Here is a 17,068-nt window from a genome sequence, read left to right on the forward strand (position 1 = left end):
ATCTTGCCTATTGGGCTCCGCATGGCGCTGCTCGCTGGTGTCTCAATCGTCTATCAGGCTGGTCCGACGTACGTCTCCGGACTCAAGCGCCAAACGCTTGGGGGCTTACTATACGCGGTTCGCTGCGATCGACGCCGGCATATCGGTTTCAACCAAACTCTCAGTCGCTGCAGGTGAATTGAGACTCAGGGCCATTGAATCTCATGATTAGGTGCAGCGGTTGAGCGAGCTGGGCGCAATCTCACATTTAAGTGCAGTGCGACATACGCCTCTCCGGCGGCGAGAAGCAGCAGCTTGCGTTGGCTCGGGCTCTGTACCGGGATCCGGAGATCCTGATCCTCGACGAAGCGACCTCCTCTCTCGACTCGATAGCCGAGGGGTTTGTCCTGCGAATCATTGAAGATCTTCGTCGGGCCGGTAACACCATAATCGTCATCGCTCATCGACTCAGCACCATTCGTAGGGCCGACAAGATCGTGGTCTTCGACAAGGGACAGCTTATTGAGGAGGGGAGGCATGCTGATCTGCTGGCAACTGAAGGTGCTTACGCACGCCCCCGAACAAGGCCGTTGTCGCACTCGCCGCCAAGATGGCGCGTATTGTCTGGGTTGTTCTGACCAAGCCGGGAGCGCTCTACGAACGCAGGGATCCTGCATTCGCCTAACGCTTCTGGCTCGATTGCAAGGCTCGCGAATAGCGATGACGAAACAGTTGATCAACATGCCGTAAGCCCTGTGCAAAAAAGCGGGCTTCGTGCCCGAACCATTTATTGGGAACGGCGTGCGCGGATCTCATCATGGCCTGGCTGCAACAGCAGTCCACTCGAGAGAGGCCGGATACATTTATGCAACTGGAATCGTCATCGGCGATGTCGCGAACCCTTGAAGGCCGGACTCTAATCTCAGATGGAGGAAATTACCCGTGGCAGGTCGTGACCATTAGGCTTTCCTCGCCTTAGCGAGCAATGTTGAAAACAGAGTCTTGGCATTGTCTGCTCGTTCCAACGCCTCCAGTAGCGGGGTCATCGCCTCTTCAAGGCGGCCATCGGCAATCGCGGCAGCAACTGCTTTTGAATCCAAGCTGCACACCGTGTAGAAGTTGCCGCTATCGCTGAGATGGAAATCGGTCTCGGCCAAAACCCGAGCGTGATCTTTCGCGAGGGGTTTCCATTTCCTCATGCCCGTGGAGTCTTGCCCGAACCAAAGACAAAGTTGGCCGCCTGCGACACCAAGATAGCGGGAGAGCCAGAAGTAAGGCTCCTGACCTATGCCTTCGCCGGTATCATCCGGTCCCTTGTCCGGGTAGAACCAAGCCTCCGGCTGACCTTCTAGAAACCATTCTTGGGGAGCGGTCCAAGGATTATCTCGCTCGAAAGCTCCTTTCCAGCCTTGTTTCTTTGCCCAGTCATCGAGATGCTCGATGATCGACTCCCAAATGTTTTCACCAATGACCTCAATTCGCTTTGCAGCGGCATCGAGGTCCAACAAGTTTTCTACGATCAATCCGTCAAGTTCTGCGTTATCGGTCATTCAAACTCCTTAGTGAAATCGGCCCACGTGCGCTGCGAAAAGCAGCGCTAGTCGCGTGGAGAAGGTTTGCGCGCCAAGATTTCGCGCGACGGATTTGATCGCCCTCGAAACGTCTGCCCACCGAAGCTGGATGCAATTTGTGGGGTCTGAGGGCGATGTTTCTGAGAGGTATAGGACGGCCCAATGCTGCTTGCGAAGGCTCGCCGCCTTTGTGGCTGCCAACTGCGCATATAGAGCTACTTGGTCCCTTTTGGTTTCCAGCGCGTCAATCTTGACTTCCAGGAACAGGAGGAAGTTCGCACCCGTAATCTCGATATCGACACGGTGATCCCCATTGCCAAGCGGATAGCTCTCACGAACCGCACCTTGAACATCCCTGAGCAGGAAGCCCGCCTTGCGCGTCCCGCCGATGCGGTTCCAAATCTCAATGAGGTAGGCATCCCCAGCCCCGTGAGAGCCACCGGGATCGAGCAGCCAAGTTAGAACCCTCGCTGTACGGACCTCATTGCGACCCAACCCCGCGACAGACCAGACGTCGATTGCGTCGCCGCGCTGCCGGGCCTGTAGCAGCGCGGGCGACAGTGCGCTCAGCATTTGGTCGAGTTGCGCTGGTACGAGCGTTTCAGGGGCCGAGACTAGGGCGCGGCGGTTGGCTTTCAACCCCGATCGAATCCGGAGAAGGATATCGCGCAAATTCTCGACGTCGACTGTTCTGTGCGGCTCCAGGTTCTTGCGCCAGTCCTTCAGAAATGAAGCGAGCCGTGCAAATGACGCAGAGGGCTGAAGAATCGGTCCGGGCAACGGATCTTCAGGCATCAGCCGTACGCTCGGCAAATCTCGCCGCCAGCTTTTCCCACTCGTCCTTGATCGCGAACGCATCCCGAAACTCGGCAAAGGCCAATGGATGACCGCCGGATATACTCGATGTGGAACCGTTTCTCGCCCGAGAGCACAGCTGCGGAACTTGCACAATAGCATTCGTGCTCACGACGAAAGAATTGCCGCATGGAGACACCCGGGGGCTCGCTATAGTAGCGCCACTGCATCCGCCAAATGCAAGGTTTCTCAATGCGGATGAAAAGATCGCCGCGGTCATCGAAATCATGCGCGCGAAGCACTGCGGGTGGCTATTTCGCCTAAGACAGCATGAAGAAGCGTTCCAACTTCCTGTTCGGCCAGCCCAGGTGCAATTCCTGATTCGGACAGTTGAACGAGAATTGTCTTGGCGGTGCTGCGCCAGAAGGCATTCCCGTCCTCCCCGTTCCTGGATTCCAGGACTTGGGCGATACCTTCGACCAATTTCCGCCGTCGATGCAGCGGAAACGCGCTTATGTTTGAATCACACATCGATCACCTCACCCCTTCAATCTCGCGAATAAGCATTGGCGGGTTAAAAAATTTGGTTAACAGCGCTTTTTTCTGACGGTGGCCAGCAATGGAATAAAGCGTCCGCTAGGCTCGGTGGACGGTGCGGCGAACGAATCGACGTCCATTTATTCACTTGCTGGGGATCGCCAGGTCGGTAGGAAATCTCCCGATTGTGTTAGGCATCCCTGTTCTTCTCGGAGGTGCTATGAAGGTTTCGTGCATTCCCGAGACAGTCTTGACGGCTATGTCAGAGGGGACCCACATCATCCGCGCTTGTCGTGAGCACCTTGGATATTCGATCGAGGACCTGGCGGTGGCGTGCGGGCTAGCCGCTGAGGAAATCCAAAACATCGAGTCGAGTCTGAGGTACAACAAGGGCTATCGTAATCGGATCGCGAGGTCGTTGTCCCGACCTGCGGGAATTCTTGAGGCGGAGTCGGAGCTTTCGGCTGCTGCGTGATGAGTGGGTATTGTGCAAGTGGAGTTGAATATCCGCTGCCTTTTGACTTGTAGTTTGCGACTGACATCGAAGCATTGAACCATGCCGCTTCCGACCGGAAGCATAGAATGTTAGTGGGTGCTGCCAACGTCGTTGAGTCCCTCCTTGGGGTCAGAACAAGGGCTGCTGACGTTGCCCCCAAGTTTTATTCAATCCTGAGTTCGCTCCGGCGATCAATGTTGCCCTGTTGCGCGGTTTGAGCGATGGGCACAGGCGCGGAGATGCACGCGAGCGCACGGTTTTGCCGTTCGAAGTGGCCGCGATCGACAGGGTTCTGCCGGGAGGGGGATTGGCTTTTGGCGGTCTGCACGAGGTCGCGGGCGGTGGCAATGGCGCCGTCGATGGCGTAGCCGCGGCACTCTTCGCTGCCGGTATTGCCGTGCGCACGGTGGGCAAGGTGGCTGTGGTGCGTTACCCGGCCCGATCTGTTCACGCCTGCGATCGAACAGGCCGGCCTTCCTCCGGGACGGGTAATCTATGTCAAAGCCGGCGACGAAAAATCCGTTCTCGCCCGTTTCGAAGAGGGTCTTCGTGGCGGTTTTGGCGCTGTCGTTGCCGAGATTGCACGGCTTTCGATGACCGCCTCGCGGCGGCTTCAGCTCGCCGCTGAAAGCTCCGGCGCCATCATCCCCATTCGCCGCTGGCGTCGGCAGACTGAAGCAACCGATTTTGGCCAGCCGACAGCCGCCGAAACCCGCTGGCGGGTGTCGGTCCTGCCGTCCACACCACTGCCCGTTCAGGGGGTCGGGCGAGCGCGCTGGCAACTCGAACTGATCCGATGCCGTGCAGGAGAGAGCGCAGATTTTACAGTGGAGACAGCGAGCCAAGGGTCGTATCGCTCTTCCTTCCGATGTGGCCGACAGATCGCGTCAGAAGGAAATCGGGCGACGCCGCGCCTCCGCCTGAGACGCCGCTCGTTTTGATCGGCCGCGACGGACGCCGCCGTGTCGTGCTTGCCGCTGATGCGGCAGCGCACGCAGCCGACCTGCGCATCGGCATGCCGGCGAGCAAGGCGCAGGCGCTGGTCTCGAGCCTGATGGTCCATGATGCCGAGCCCGATGCCGACGCCATGGCGCTCGAGCGGTTGGCGCTGTGGGCTCTGCGCCGCTACGCGCCGATCGTCGCCACTGATCCGCCGGACGGCATTGTCATCGACACGGACCGGTGCCGACCATCTGCATGGCGGCGAGGCGGCGATGCTCACCGAGATGGTGGAGCGGCTTGGCGCATCGGGCTTTGCTGCACGCTGCGCGGTCGCTGACAGCTGGGGTGCAGCCCACGCGCTGGCGCGCTTCGGCACGCGGCAGATCCTTGTGATTCCATCCGGTGAGATCGCACAGGCGATCCTGCCTTTGCCGATCGCGGCGCTTCGCCTACTTCCGATGACACCTGCCGAGCAGATTGGCATTATGAGGAGCTGCGTCGCCTTTTTTATGTGGGCATCATCACCCGGGTTAAGTCGGATCTCGCTCATGGCAAGCCGGGAACACTCGTTCTCACATATTCTCAGCAGATGCCCTTGGCGGACGCCATGCGTGCCGGGATAAATCCGGCCTATGTGAGCTACGGAACCGCCTTTTGCAGGCCGTCCCTATATCGCAGAAATGGCTCCAGCAGCTCCAGCGGCTGTTCCAGGATGACGAGATAAGAGCTGCCTGCTCTGCTACGCGGCAAACAATAGCTCCGCGCGAGTGACGACGGCTGCACCTAGTTCGCTCGATTCACGTCGTTGGAGATTAAACCGAACCGATACGCAGCTCTCCACCGCAGCAGTCTCACCGTTGGACGAATTCGTCATGACGTGCCGAATCGTGACCGAACTTCTCCCAATCTTTGTGACCGAAGACCGGATTTTGAGAATGGTTCCTGCGCTCACCTCCGCGCGAAAATCGGTCTCGGTCCTGACGTCTGCCCATCCAAGAGAGTCTTGGCGGTCATCAACATCTAAGAACCGCAAGACGACCAATGTAGCGTCGTCGAACATGGCCGCGTAAAATCGGCGGTTCATATGACCAAACTCGTCGCACATCCACGGCTGCGCGACGCCAATAAAACTATCGATCTCGTCAATCAAAATATTCCTCCCTGCGAGTTGGCGGAAATTGTCGTAGTCAGGCTAACCATGCTTGGCCATTCACTCCGACACCGCTGAATAGTCATGGGCAGCGCAGACGCTAGCTTCACTTTGAATCGCGCCCACTCACTCTTTTCGGACTACCCGCTGCGCCCAAATCGTCATGCTCTCGTCGGCTCTCTGCAGGTAGCGTTGAGAGTTACCCGAGAAGCATGCCCAACCGAGACAGCGGCAGGCATCGTGAAAGGAGGCTCGCGAGTCCAAATGAGCGACGACGGGCATCGGAATGCCTGAGCCCCAACTTAGATTCGCCCGACGCCGAGGTCGCGGGTCGCTCGCTACCAGCGTCGATCCATATCATCCCACCGGCAAGCACCGCCCTCGCAACGCGCGGGTCGTTTTCAAATTCTGCCATATTCGTTTCGTCCTTCTGGGGATCAACGCGCACCCCAGGAATTGCGGTCCAAGTGTTACGGTGCGCTCGATCTAGAGCTGTGCGCTTTTTGCATTTGTGGACAAAGCTGTCGCGATAGCGTCTCCAGCTTCCTGCAGGTCGGCGACCAGGTTCTGAACAGCTGTGGCGCTGTCGCCCGATCTCACGGCGGCAATTATTTCTGCGTGATGCCGATGCCCTGAGAACGACATTGGAGTCGCCTTCAGCAGGCTCAACAACGGCCCATAACGCATCCAAAGCAATTCAATCAGGTTCACAAGTTCAGGATTTCCGCATCGTTCATACAGCGAAAAATGAAACCTGTGATTTAGTTGCAGATACGCCCGCGTCCCTAATGCGCCACGCTCCGCTTCAGTGTCCATCCGGGCATTTATCTGGGCCAGCTGATCGGCAAGTCCGTTCTCCCCGCGCTCGATAGTCATCGCCACCGCTTTGCCTTCAAGATCTGTTCGAAGGGTAAGCAGATTGCGAAGACGCTCAACGCTCGCTTCGGGAATGAAGGGAGTTCGCCTCGTCTCGGCCTGCAGCGCGCGAGCCATGACAAGTCTATTGAGGGCCTCTCGAACCGGCATGTGGCTTGTGCCGAATGCGGTGGCCAGGTCATCGAGCTTCAGCTTCTGACCAGGTGCAAACTCGGCCATCATGATTGAACGAGTTAGCTCTGCATAAACATGTTCCAAATCTGAGTTTCTTGGCCGCGGCCGAAGCACGGGAAACTTGGTCGCTGGCATTTTCACTCCTGATCTGCATGACGCGGATGTGAGTATAGCGAGAATAATTTGTTTGATCAACGATCAAAAATGGTTAGGTACCCTTTGCGGATATCTCGTGAAAAACGGGGTTGACACAAATTTGTTTTATTGGCAAATTCTTTGATCAACGATCAAAAAAGGGGCAACTGGAATGTGGAAAGTTGGTATTGATGTGGGAGGGACTTTCACGGACCTCTTCGCGGTCAACAGGGCGACCGGCGAAGAGCGAACCGGTAAAGTTCTGACGACCCCTGGGGAAAGGTCGCGCGGTGTCTTGAACGTCATCGCAAATGCCGGCATCGCGCCGAACCAGATTGAGCTGCTTGTCCATGGCACTACGACCGCGACCAACGCACTGATCGAGCGAACCTTCCCGGATGCTGCGATGATCACGACGGAGGGCTTTCGCGACGTGCTCGAAATCGGCCGAATGCACCGCGAACATCTTTATCGGCCGTACCAAACCAAGCCTGAGCCTCTGATCCGCCGCCGGCATCGCTACACGATCAACGAAAGAACCAATGCGTCCGGGAAGGTTGAGAAGGAAATTGATGCTGCAGAGCTTCAGCCCATTATCGAGGCCATCGCAGCGGCTGGCATCAAGTCGGTGGCTATCTGCTTGATCAACTCCTACGCGAACCCGGCAAACGAGCGTAAGGTCGCCGAAATTATCACGGCGGCGTTGCCCGGCGTGCGGGCAGTTCCCTCGGCGGATGTCAAGCCGGTGTTCCGAGAGCACACACGCTTCACGCTGGCTTCGGTTAGAGCCACGATCCTACCGGTGATGGCCGACTATTTCGAGCGTCTTGAGGCCCGGCTCCGTGAAGCGGAATTTACCGGCAATCTCATGATCCTGAAGAGCAATGGCGGGATGATGTCCGTCAACCAGGCTCGTCTCCGTGTCGAGGAACTGGTGGAGTCGGGGCCTGCGGGCGGCGTCGGATATGCGTCCGAGATAGCGCGCACTGCGAGCTTGGTGAACATCATTCATACCGACATGGGCGGAACGAGCTTCGACGCGTCCATCGTCGAGGATGGCCAGGGCCTCATCACCCGCGAATATGAAATAGAGTTCGACATTCCGGTCGCAGTGCCGATGCTTGACATCCGCTCAATCGGCGCCGGTGGGGGGTCGATCGGCTGGATCGACAACGGTGGCTCACTCCGCGTCGGCCCCATGTCCGCAAGTTCGGTTCCCGGGCCTGCCTGCTATGGGCGAGGTGGAACGCGGCCGACGATCACGGACGCAAATCTGGTGCTCGGCAGGATTAGCCCGGACCTTTCGGGTAAATTCAAACTGGACGTCGCAGCGGCTCGCGCGGCCGTAGAGACCCTTTCGTCTCAGTTGAATCTCAGCATCGAGGAATGTGCCGAAGGCATGCTTCGGATCGCGACTGAGGCTATGGCACAAGCCGTCAAGCTTGTTCTTGCTTCTCGCGGCCGAGATCCTCGCGATTTCGCGCTTGCGAGTTTCGGCGGAGCAGGACCGCTGCACGCCTGCGCAGTCGCCGAGGCACTCGGCACGCCGACGGTCATCGTCCCGAGATATTCCGGTGTTGCCTCTGCTTATGGAGCGCTGCGACTGGCAATCAAGCACGACGAAGAAGTTTTCTACTACGCTCCGCTGGCCGCCAAGGAGCTCGATGAAATCGGCCTTCGTTTGAAGAAACTCGGTGACGCAGCCCTCGAAGCCCTTCTTGGGCAGGGCGCCAGCGCAGATGGCGTGCAGGTAAGCTTCGTGATGCGCATGCGGTATGCGGGCCAGACTTTCGAAGTGGACGTCGTGCAGGACCGGGATGCTATCGAGCGACGCGACCTCGATAGACTGGCTGAGGCTTTCCACAGCGCGCACAAGAGAGAGTTCGGTGTCCGGTCGGACGATTTCCCCGTGGAGATTGTCGCACTGGCAGTGACGGCGGAAGCGCCATCACCCGCTGGCGTTCTGCAATCCAGCACGAGTTCCGCGATCGGCTCGCCACGTCAGGCCGAACGCAAGGTCTGGTTTGGCGGCTGGACCGACAGCCTGGTTCACGACGCCGCCGGCGCGGTCGATGTCAGCGGCCCTGCTCTCATTGAAGATCCGCACACCAGCATCGTCATTCCACCGGGTTGGGTGGCACGCTTTGACTCCGCCCGCAACTGCATCTTGGAGAGGTCATAATGGTTACCCCAATCGACCCAATCACGTTCGAAGTCCTTCGCAACACGTTCGAACATGTCTGCCGCCGCATGACGGTGATTCTGCAGAAGTCATCCTTCTCACCGATACTTTCGGAAAATCTCGACTTTTCGAACGCGATCTATGATCCCACGCTGCGTCTGGTCGGTCAGACCGCGAACTGCCCCGTTCATCTGGCGGCGATGCATTTCAGTGTCCAGGCAGTGGCGCGGAAGTTCGGCATCGAGACGCTCCGGCCGGGTGATGTCGTGGTGCTGAATGACCCCTATGACGGCGGCACCCACATCAATGATGTGACGCTGACCATGCCTGTCTTCCATGAAGACGTGCTGATCGGCTTCGCGGTAAGCCGGGGTCACTGGATGGATCTTGGTGGTGGCGGCCCCGGTGGCCAGGGCTTCGGAACGCACGTCGCCGGTGAAGGGCTTCGCCTTCCCCCACTGAAGCTCTATCGCAACTATGAGGTCGATCCGGACCTTCTCGAAATCCTGCTGCGAAACACGCGCACGCCGCATTACATCCGGGGCGACCTGCAAGCCCATATGGGCGCCCTGTTGGCTGCTGAGGATGAACTCCAGGCTACTGCGCGCAAATACGGCCGTGCGACCCTGCTCCAGGGAATGGACGACATGATCCGCTACACCGAACGGATCGTTCGTGCGGAAATCGAAAAGATACCGGATGGGGTCTACGAAGGCGCCGACTACGCGGACTCCGATGGCATCACCGATGCCAAGGTCTGGGCGCGCGTCAAGCTGACCGTATCGGGCTCAAACCTGCACGTTGATTTCGCGGGCAGCGATCCCCAGGTTGCTGGTGCGATCAATTCGCCGTTCGCGAACACAACCGCCGCCGTGTACACTGCTTTGCAGTTCTTCCTGGCGCCTGACGCTCCGCCGAATGCCGGCATGTTTGCGCCAATCACATTGAGCCTTCCGGATGACTGCTGGCTGAATGCGCGCTGGCCCGCTCCCGTCGTCGGCTGCACCACGGTAACCTCCGGCAAAGTGCAGAGCGCGATCTGGCAGGCGGTCGCAAAGGCCATTCCCGATCTTGCGATCGCTCCTACATGCGCTGATGCAAACTGGTTCGTTGCCGCGGTTCGCGGTGCCGGTGGGCGCATCGATGTCTTCTCGGACATCCCGGCGGGCGGCTGGGGCGGAACGCCGTACAATGACGGGCTGAATGTGACTCTGGATCCGTTGGGCAACTGCACCAACATGCCAGCGGAAGCGGCTGAGTTGCTTTACCCAATCGTCGTCGAAGCCTTCGACCTTCGCCAGGATTCCGGCGGCCCGGGCGAGAACCGGGGCGGTCTGGGCGCGCGGTTCAAGTTCCGCTTTCTCAATGGCGGCGAGCTTTCGATCGAGACATCCAGAACGATCGAGGGAAGCCCCGGAGTAAACGGCGGCAGCAGGAGCCCCGTACAGATGCTGCTGCAGGAATATGGCGATGGGCGCCGCGAGATAATCGGCGGTCCAAGACCCGATGGCACATGGCGCTCTCCGCTTCTGTCATCCCACAAATTCGGGCCGAACGAGGCATTCGAGTTCTTGTCCACGGGTGGCGGCGGCTGGGGTGTTGCGCGCTCCCGCGATCCCGAGCGTGTGCGCGAAGACGTGATCGACGGCTACATTTCGGCGGAAGCCGCACGCCGGGACTACGGCGTGGCGATCGACCCCAAAACTCTTGAAATTCTTTCAGACGAAACCTCCAAGCTGAGACAACAGGCATGAACAACGAAATCTTTATCACCTGTGCCGTTACCGGCGCCGGGGCGGGCCCCAAGAAGAACCCGCATGTCCCCGTGACTCCAGAGCAGATCGCGGCCGACGTCCTGGCCGTCGCCGAAGCCGGAGCCGCGATCGCGCATGTCCATGTTCGCGATCCGGAGACGACGGACGGAAGTCGCGATGTCAAACTCTATGCAGAAGTGCTTGAGCGCGTTCGTGACCGCAACAAGGACATCATCGTCAACATGACGGCGGGCATGGGCGGCGATCTCGTTCTCGACGCCGAAGATCCGACCAAGGCCGTCGCTGGCACAGATCTCGTCAACCAGAAAACCCGGCTCCTCCACGTCGAGGCGCTGCGGCCCAACATCTGCACGCTCGACTGCGGCTCATACAACGTCGGTGAAGGCAATCTGGTCTACATTTCCACGCCCGAGCAAATTCGCGAAGGTGCGGCTTTGATCCGGGGTTACGGTGTAAAACCCGAGCTCGAGGTATTCGACCTCGGCCACCTTGACTTCGTCATGAAGCTCATCGGCGAAGGCGCGTTCGCCGGGCCTGCAATGATCCAATTTTGCCTGGGCGTGAATTGGGGCGCTCCGGCCACCACGACGGCAATGAAGGCCATGGCGGATGCAGCCCGCGGCGCCGACGTTGTCTGGTCCGCCTTCGGCGTTGGCCGCATGCAGATGCCGATGGTCGCCCAGGCCGTTCTGCTTGGTGGGAACGTGCGTGTCGGTCTCGAAGACAATATCTGGCTCGACCGGGGTGTTCCGGCGACGAATGTCGGGCTTGTGCAGCGTGCGCGCGAAATCGTCGAACGCATGGGTGTGCGGATTATGTCATCCGCCGCGACCCGCGATCGCCTTGGATTGGGAGCAGCAGCATGAGCCCTCTCTCTGGCAAGCGCGCGATCATCACTGCCGGTGCCAGCGGTATTGGCAGGGTCGTCGCGAAGAAAATGATTGGAGCCGGTGCGCGGGTCGCAGTCTGTGACATTGATCCCGCTTCGGTTAGCTCGTTCTCCTCGGAATATCCCGAAGCCACTGCAGTCGTATGCGATGTGGCTGACCCCGCCAGCGTTCCGGCCGCTCTCCAGTCGATGCTCGCGGGATTGGGTGGCGGAGTGGACATCCTCTTCAACAATGCCGGCATTGCCGGTCCGACGGCTGCGATCGAGGACGTCTCGCCCGAGGACTGGGCGCGAACGGTCGATGTCAATCTCACCGCCCAGTTCTTGTTCATTCGCGGTGTGATGGCCGGGATGAAGACACAGCGGTCGGGGGTGATCCTCAACATGTCCTCGGTGGCAGGACGACTGGGCATGCCGATGAGGACGCCTTACGCGGCAGCCAAGTGGGCCGTGATCGGCCTTACCCAATCGCTCGCGATGGAGGTCGGCCAGTTCGGCATCCGCGTGAACGCAATCCTTCCCGGCTCAGTCCGTGGGCCGCGCATGGAGCGAGTGATGTCCGCCCGGGCAGAACTTACCGGACGCCCGCTCGCCGAAATCGAGGCCGAGGAAGTGGCGACGATATCACTGGGTCGAATGATCGAACCTGAGGAAATTGCGGATCTGGCGGTTTTCGTCGCGTCCGACGCAGGCAGATCAATCTCGGGGCAGTCATTGGGTGTCTGCGGGAACACCGAGATACTCAGATAGAAAAAATCGGGGAACTTCAACAAAGGGAGAAGTGAAATGAACGTGCTTACAAGACTGCTGATCGCCGGCGCATTTGCCGGTGCTCTAGGAACGTCGGCGGCCGCCGAAGATACGATCAAAGTGGGAGTGGTCCAGCCACAGGCAGGCGAGTGCGCTCAATGGGGCGTTCCGATCACTCGCGGTGTCCAGATCTGGGCCGAAGAATTCAACGCGAACGGCGGTATCGCTGACGCAACGGGGAAGAAGCATAAGATCGAGGTAACCGGCTACGACAACAATTGCTATACCGCCGGTGATGAGCTGAACGCGTTCCGCCGTGCGATTCTCGATGACAAGGTGAGCTTCATTCTCCAGACTTTCACCCCTGCTTCACGCCAGGCCGTCGCCGAGATCACCACAGAAAACAAGGTTCTTACAACAAGCTATGGTGCTGGCTATCTCGGCGCCAAGTACCCGTTCCTCATTGGTTCGGTCACCGGTTCGCCGGCGTCGTACATGTTTCTCGTCAGCCATCTTCTGGAGAGCCGGCCCGAGATCAAGCGTGTCGCAATCGTAACGGCCGATCACTCCTTCGGCCAGGCGGCGCTTGCCTATTACAAGGCAGGCCTCGCTCCCTACCTGGATCGCGTCGAGATCGTTTATTCGCAGCCCTATGATCCGGCATCGACGTCGGACATGCTCGGTCTGGCCACACCGGTGATGGCATCCAATCCCGACCTTATCGTCGAGCTGGGCTTCACCCCTGGACAGCAGGCCCTGTTCATCGAGTCGATGGAGCAGTTGGGCTACAAGGGGCTCTACGGCAGTGAAGGCTGGACCATGGGCCTGGTAACGGAACGTGTTCCGGCTTCAGAAGTCGCTGGCCGTATCTTCAGCGCTTATGTCGTCGATGCTTCGGAGCCGAACTTCAGCCCGCGCGTGTCGGCATTCTATAAGACTTACGTCGAGAAGTTCGGCGAGAAGGAATGGTCGGCACTCGCGTCGGTCGCCTACGCAGCGATGACAACCATCGAGGCGGGGATTCAGAAGTCCTCCGATCCGACCGGTGCAGGTGTGCGGGACGCGCTTTTCGCAAGCGACACTGTGGACCAGCCTCTTTTCGGACCCTCGCGCTGGGGTGGATCGGAACTCTTCGGTGCCAACAACTGGCTGATGACCCCTCTTCCGGTCTACGTGACGGACGACAAGGGCGGTGTGAAGGTTGACGCCGTCGTTGATGTGGCTGCCTGGTGGAATGCTCACAAAGACGCAGCGCTGCCGGCACTCTCTGAAGGCGGCCAAGTCTCGGCAAAGTGAGGCTTATGGGCATACGTGGCCGCGGACTTACCGCGGCCACTCCGACCTCTCTCAGGTGATAGACCCGATGCAAATCTTACTGAATTGCCTATCGCTCACGTCCTTTTACCTTTGCTTCGCCCTCGGTCTGGCATTGGTTTTCGGAGTGATGCGGATCATCAATTTCGCCCATGGCGAATTCTTCATGATCGGCGCGTACGCAACATATCTCTGTATTTCGACTCTCTCACCCCAGGTGGGTGGTCCTGTCGCATGGGCCATCGGTGCAATCGTTGCGGCGGCGGTGACCGGGCTCCTCGGCCTGGTGCTACACAGAACCATGGTCGTGCCACTCGGCGACAAGCCTTTGGCGATTTTCATATCGACGCTTGCGTTGTCGTATGTCATTCAGACGATTGTCGTTCAAATCTTTGGGCCCGTTGGTCTTTCGATCGCCCCGCCCGTTCGAGGCGTCGTGAACTTCGGCGGCGCCATTCTTCCGGCATCGAGGCTCGTCGTCATCGGGGCGGCCGCAGTGCTGGCAGCCGGTCTGTGGGTTTTCCTCATGAGGTCCGAGGCAGGTCGGCGCATTCGCGCGGTAGCTCAAAACCCGCGCGGCGCCCTCTTGCAAGGTATACGAACCGAGAAGGTGGGCCGACTTACGCTCATCCTCGGATCGTCGATCGCGGGCATATGCGGTGCGGCAATGGGCCCGATCAGCCAGATCTCCCCCTTCATGGGCGCGGGTGCGCTATGGAAGGCGTTCATCATCATCATCGTTGGTGGTATTGGCAACATCTGGGGTGCGGTCGCTGCTGCTGCCATTTTCGGCGTCCTCGATACCCTCATGTCTCAGTTCGGTGCCGGTCGTTTTCTCGCTCTCACGAGCGCGGCCGTCATGCTGTTCGTCCTGAGTGTTAAGCCATCGGGCCTGTTCGGGGAGAAGGAATAATGAGTGCGTTCCGACGCGATTTACTGACCGTGTGCGCACTGGGCGCCGCGCTTGTCGTCGGCGGCTTCGTCGCTAGCAACTACATGCTTGGTGTCCTCGTGCTCTTCGGCATGACCTCCATCTTGGTGCTGTCGTATCGCACCATCACGACAATGGGAGGTTGGTCGTTCGCGCATATCGCCATCATGGGGATCGGCGGCTATTCCGTCGCAATCCTTACGAAGCCGCCATTCGACCTGCCGGTGCTTCTGGCGATCGTCGCAGGGGGTTTGTTCGCGGCGCTATTTGCGGGGCTGCTGTCCTACCCCGTGCTTCGGACCCGACAATATTACTTCTTCCTGTCGACCTTTGCGGCGGGAGAGGCCCTGCGCCAATGCTTCATTCAGTTCCGGGAAATCACTGGCGGCACATCGGGCATCGCCTTCATAGAGCGACCCGAAATCCTGCCCAACCCGTCGTCGACGCTGGAGTTCCTATGCCTGGTGGCCGCTGTGCTGGTCTTGCTGGGCATCTTCTACGCGTCACTGGATGCCTCCGACACGGGGTTGAAGATCAAGGCTGTCGGCGAGGACGAGGCACTATCGTCGTCAATCGGGATCGATGCCTGGGCGTTGCGCGCCTTGGCGTTCATACTTGGCTCATTCGGCGCCGGAATAGCCGGAGGGTTATTCGCCACTTACAACGGCATCGTCTCGCCGTCGGACATCAATGCCATGCTGATGTTCAAGGTTGTCGCGGCCTGCGTGATCGGAGGCACGACCCGTTTTTCCGGTCCAATTCTCGGACTGTTGTTTCTTACGCTGATCGAAGAAACTTTCAGATTTGTCCCTGAGTTCGTTCCGATGATCTGGGGGGTGTTTGTCATCATCGCAATACTCTTCGGACAATGGGCGCGTGGCCGCCTCATGGCCTGGAGGACTCAGAATGCTTGAGGTCAATAATATAAGCAAGATCTTCGGCAGCTTGAAAGCGGTAGATGGAGTGTCGCTCAAGGTCGGACGGGGCGAGATCCGCGGCCTTATCGGGCCGAATGGTTCGGGCAAATCGACGACGATGAACTTGATAAGCGGAAGCCTGAAACCTTCTGCTGGTGACGTCAGCCTGGATGGTGTCCGCGTCGAAGGATTCGCCTCGCATCGTGTTGCCAGACTGGGCCTGGTTCGAACATTTCAGCTTACGAGGGTCTACACTTCGGGGACCCTGCTGGAAGCCGTGGCGCTCGGCGTCCGAGCTGCACATGGATCGGCGTGGAACCCCAAGAGATGGATACCGACGGGAGAGACCGCGAAGATCAATATTGCTGCGTTCGAGGCACTTGAGCGGATGGGGCTTGCATCACGCGCCAATGAACCTGCCGGTAACCTTCCAGGCGGCCTGAGGCGCGTCCTAAGCATCGCAACCGCGCTGGCGACCCGCGCTCGAATACTGCTCCTGGACGAACCGTTGGCAGGGCTGCATGCAACCGAAAAGGCCGAGATCTCGACACGGGTGGAGCAGCTGCGGGCAGATGGAATCTCGATTTTGCTCGTCGAGCACGACATGAAATCGGTGATGCGTCTCTGTGACAGGATCACCGTTTTGAATTTTGGCCGCGTCATTGCTGAAGGAACGCCTGACGAAATCGGACGTCATCCTGAAGTGATCAAGGCGTATCTTGGTCAGAAGAGGAATAGTGATGCTTGAGGCGAAAAATCTCGTACTCGAATATGGTGGCGTCCGCGCGCTCAATGGGATGAGCTTTACGGCCAGCACTGGGGAAGTGACTGCAGTTGTCGGCAGCAACGGCGCGGGAAAGACGACCCTGATGAATGCTATCTGCGGTCTCGTCAAACTCGCTTCCGGCGAGATCCGGTTGGACGGTGCAAGGCTCAATGGGCTCGCCCCGGATGAGATCGTGCGAAAAGGCATCTCGCTAGTGCCCGAGGGACGCGAGCTTTTTCCGAAACTGTCGGTCCTGGAGAACCTGTTGCTTGGCGCGACCGTTCGGCCTGATCCCGCAGTGCGGCGCAAGACGCTGGAGCGGATTTTTGAACTCTTTCCTGTGCTCGCCAACCGTCAAAAACAACAAGCCGGTAGAATGAGCGGCGGTGAACAGCAGATGCTGGCTTTCGGCCGCGCCCTGATGGCGCAGCCGAAAATGCTTCTGCTTGATGAGCCGTCCATTGGACTCGCCCCTATGGTCGAAGAGCAGCTCATCTCGGCCATCAGCGACTATTCGCGCGAAAACGGGATCGGTGTGTTGATCGTCGAACAGAACGCCATGCTTGCGCTTGAGTATGCACAACATGCTTATGTCGTTGAGCAGGGGCGCGTTGCATTGTCCGGGCCAGCAGCAGAGATAAGGGACGATCCTGCAGTCATAGCATCCTACCTAGGCTAGTTATCCCGAGATGCAGGACTTGTGTCGATGCCGCCATGCGCACTTATCGCGGCGCAACTAACCTCTCTTCCTCCTAGCGGGTTGGCGATCAAGGCGCTCCGGGGGCCGGGACGCGGGCGTTGATCTGTTCGGTTGAACACCGAGAAGGCACCTGGTCGCACTAAGGCAAAATCTGGTTGTGCTCGGCGCCTTCTATCGCATCGGTCTGGC

General features: G+C 59.0%; 14 protein-coding genes and 4 pseudogenes. 13 read left to right on the plus strand and 5 right to left on the minus strand.

The genetic code is table 11. The features are described from left to right. Positions 1-263: 263 nt before the first annotated feature. Together NKI47_RS18385 and NKI47_RS18390 are read left to right on the plus strand one after the other, a co-directional pair. Positions 264-554: pseudogene (locus NKI47_RS18385) on the plus strand (ATP-binding cassette domain-containing protein); the annotation flags it as partial. Beyond that, positions 548-664 (plus strand): annotated as a pseudogene (locus tag NKI47_RS18390) (IS110 family transposase); the annotation flags it as partial. The pseudogenes NKI47_RS18385 and NKI47_RS18390, both read left to right, overlap by 7 nt. Before the next feature lie 274 nt (positions 665-938). Here the strand turns inward: NKI47_RS18390 and NKI47_RS18395 are convergent. The 3 genes from NKI47_RS18395 to NKI47_RS18405 form a co-directional block, all read right to left on the minus strand. After that, on the minus strand, positions 939-1,529 hold the full coding sequence (locus tag NKI47_RS18395) for a hypothetical protein (RefSeq protein WP_352592294.1): 591 nt from the start codon (positions 1,527-1,529) through the stop codon (positions 939-941). A gap of 9 nt (positions 1,530-1,538) precedes the next feature. After that, complete coding sequence (locus NKI47_RS18400) at positions 1,539-2,345, minus strand: PD-(D/E)XK nuclease family protein (protein ID WP_352592297.1); 807 nt, start codon at positions 2,343-2,345, stop codon at positions 1,539-1,541. Positions 2,346-2,630: 285 nt separating this feature from the next. Continuing rightward, on the minus strand, positions 2,631-2,876 hold the full coding sequence (locus tag NKI47_RS18405) for a DUF6074 family protein (RefSeq protein WP_352592300.1): 246 nt from the start codon (positions 2,874-2,876) through the stop codon (positions 2,631-2,633). 704 nt (positions 2,877-3,580) lie between these two features. Here NKI47_RS18405 and NKI47_RS18415 point away from each other — a divergent pair. After that, positions 3,581-4,302: pseudogene (locus tag NKI47_RS18415) on the plus strand (ImuA family protein). A gap of 13 nt (positions 4,303-4,315) precedes the next feature. Continuing rightward, a pseudogene (locus NKI47_RS18420) lies at positions 4,316-4,772 on the plus strand (Y-family DNA polymerase); the annotation flags it as partial. A 287-nt stretch (positions 4,773-5,059) separates the two neighbouring features. On the opposite strand, the gene NKI47_RS18425 reads toward NKI47_RS18420, so the two are convergent. Together NKI47_RS18425 and NKI47_RS18430 are read right to left on the minus strand one after the other, a co-directional pair. Further along, positions 5,060-5,470, minus strand: a complete 411-nt coding sequence (locus tag NKI47_RS18425) for an acyl-CoA thioesterase (RefSeq protein ID WP_352592305.1) — start codon at positions 5,468-5,470, stop codon at positions 5,060-5,062. A 486-nt stretch (positions 5,471-5,956) separates the two neighbouring features. Next, the gene (locus NKI47_RS18430) at positions 5,957-6,655 is read right to left on the minus strand and encodes a GntR family transcriptional regulator (protein WP_352592308.1); all 699 of its coding nucleotides are present in this window, start codon (positions 6,653-6,655) and stop codon (positions 5,957-5,959) included. A gap of 172 nt (positions 6,656-6,827) precedes the next feature. Here NKI47_RS18430 and NKI47_RS18435 point away from each other — a divergent pair, with 172 nt between their 5' ends. The 9 genes from NKI47_RS18435 (at position 6,828) to NKI47_RS18475 (ending at position 16,858) form a co-directional block, all read left to right on the plus strand. Further along, positions 6,828-8,837: a hydantoinase/oxoprolinase family protein gene (locus NKI47_RS18435; RefSeq protein WP_352592310.1), complete on the plus strand. Its 2,010-nt coding sequence runs from the start codon at positions 6,828-6,830 to the stop codon at positions 8,835-8,837. Further along, complete coding sequence (locus NKI47_RS18440; RefSeq protein WP_352592312.1) at positions 8,837-10,591, plus strand: hydantoinase B/oxoprolinase family protein; 1,755 nt, start codon at positions 8,837-8,839, stop codon at positions 10,589-10,591. Before NKI47_RS18435 ends, NKI47_RS18440 begins: the two co-directional genes overlap by 1 nt. Then, entirely contained in the window at positions 10,588-11,478 is an 891-nt protein-coding gene (locus NKI47_RS18445; protein ID WP_352592315.1) for a beta-keto acid cleavage family enzyme, read from the plus strand. The genes NKI47_RS18440 and NKI47_RS18445 overlap by 4 nt, the downstream gene beginning before the upstream one ends. After that, positions 11,475-12,251 carry an SDR family oxidoreductase gene (locus tag NKI47_RS18450; RefSeq protein WP_352592317.1) on the plus strand — a complete coding sequence of 259 codons (777 nt, stop codon included), beginning with the start codon at positions 11,475-11,477 and terminating at the stop codon, positions 12,249-12,251. The genes NKI47_RS18445 and NKI47_RS18450 overlap by 4 nt, the downstream gene beginning before the upstream one ends. Before the next feature lie 36 nt (positions 12,252-12,287). Further along, positions 12,288-13,547 carry an ABC transporter substrate-binding protein gene (locus NKI47_RS18455; protein ID WP_352592320.1) on the plus strand — a complete coding sequence of 420 codons (1,260 nt, stop codon included), beginning with the start codon at positions 12,288-12,290 and terminating at the stop codon, positions 13,545-13,547. A 67-nt stretch (positions 13,548-13,614) separates the two neighbouring features. Continuing rightward, complete coding sequence (locus tag NKI47_RS18460) at positions 13,615-14,478, plus strand: branched-chain amino acid ABC transporter permease (protein WP_352592323.1); 864 nt, start codon at positions 13,615-13,617, stop codon at positions 14,476-14,478. Further along, on the plus strand, positions 14,478-15,410 hold the full coding sequence (locus tag NKI47_RS18465; protein ID WP_352592325.1) for a branched-chain amino acid ABC transporter permease: 933 nt from the start codon (positions 14,478-14,480) through the stop codon (positions 15,408-15,410). The genes NKI47_RS18460 and NKI47_RS18465 overlap by 1 nt, the downstream gene beginning before the upstream one ends. Further along, positions 15,403-16,161, plus strand: a complete 759-nt coding sequence (locus NKI47_RS18470; protein ID WP_352592327.1) for an ABC transporter ATP-binding protein — start codon at positions 15,403-15,405, stop codon at positions 16,159-16,161. The genes NKI47_RS18465 and NKI47_RS18470 overlap by 8 nt, the downstream gene beginning before the upstream one ends. Continuing rightward, entirely contained in the window at positions 16,154-16,858 is a 705-nt protein-coding gene (locus tag NKI47_RS18475) for an ABC transporter ATP-binding protein (RefSeq protein ID WP_352592330.1), read from the plus strand. Before NKI47_RS18470 ends, NKI47_RS18475 begins: the two co-directional genes overlap by 8 nt. Positions 16,859-17,068 lie beyond the last annotated feature (210 nt).

Origin of the sequence: Mesorhizobium sp. M0633 (assembly GCF_040320645.1) — a bacterium.
Lineage (GTDB): Bacteria > Pseudomonadota > Alphaproteobacteria > Rhizobiales > Rhizobiaceae > Mesorhizobium.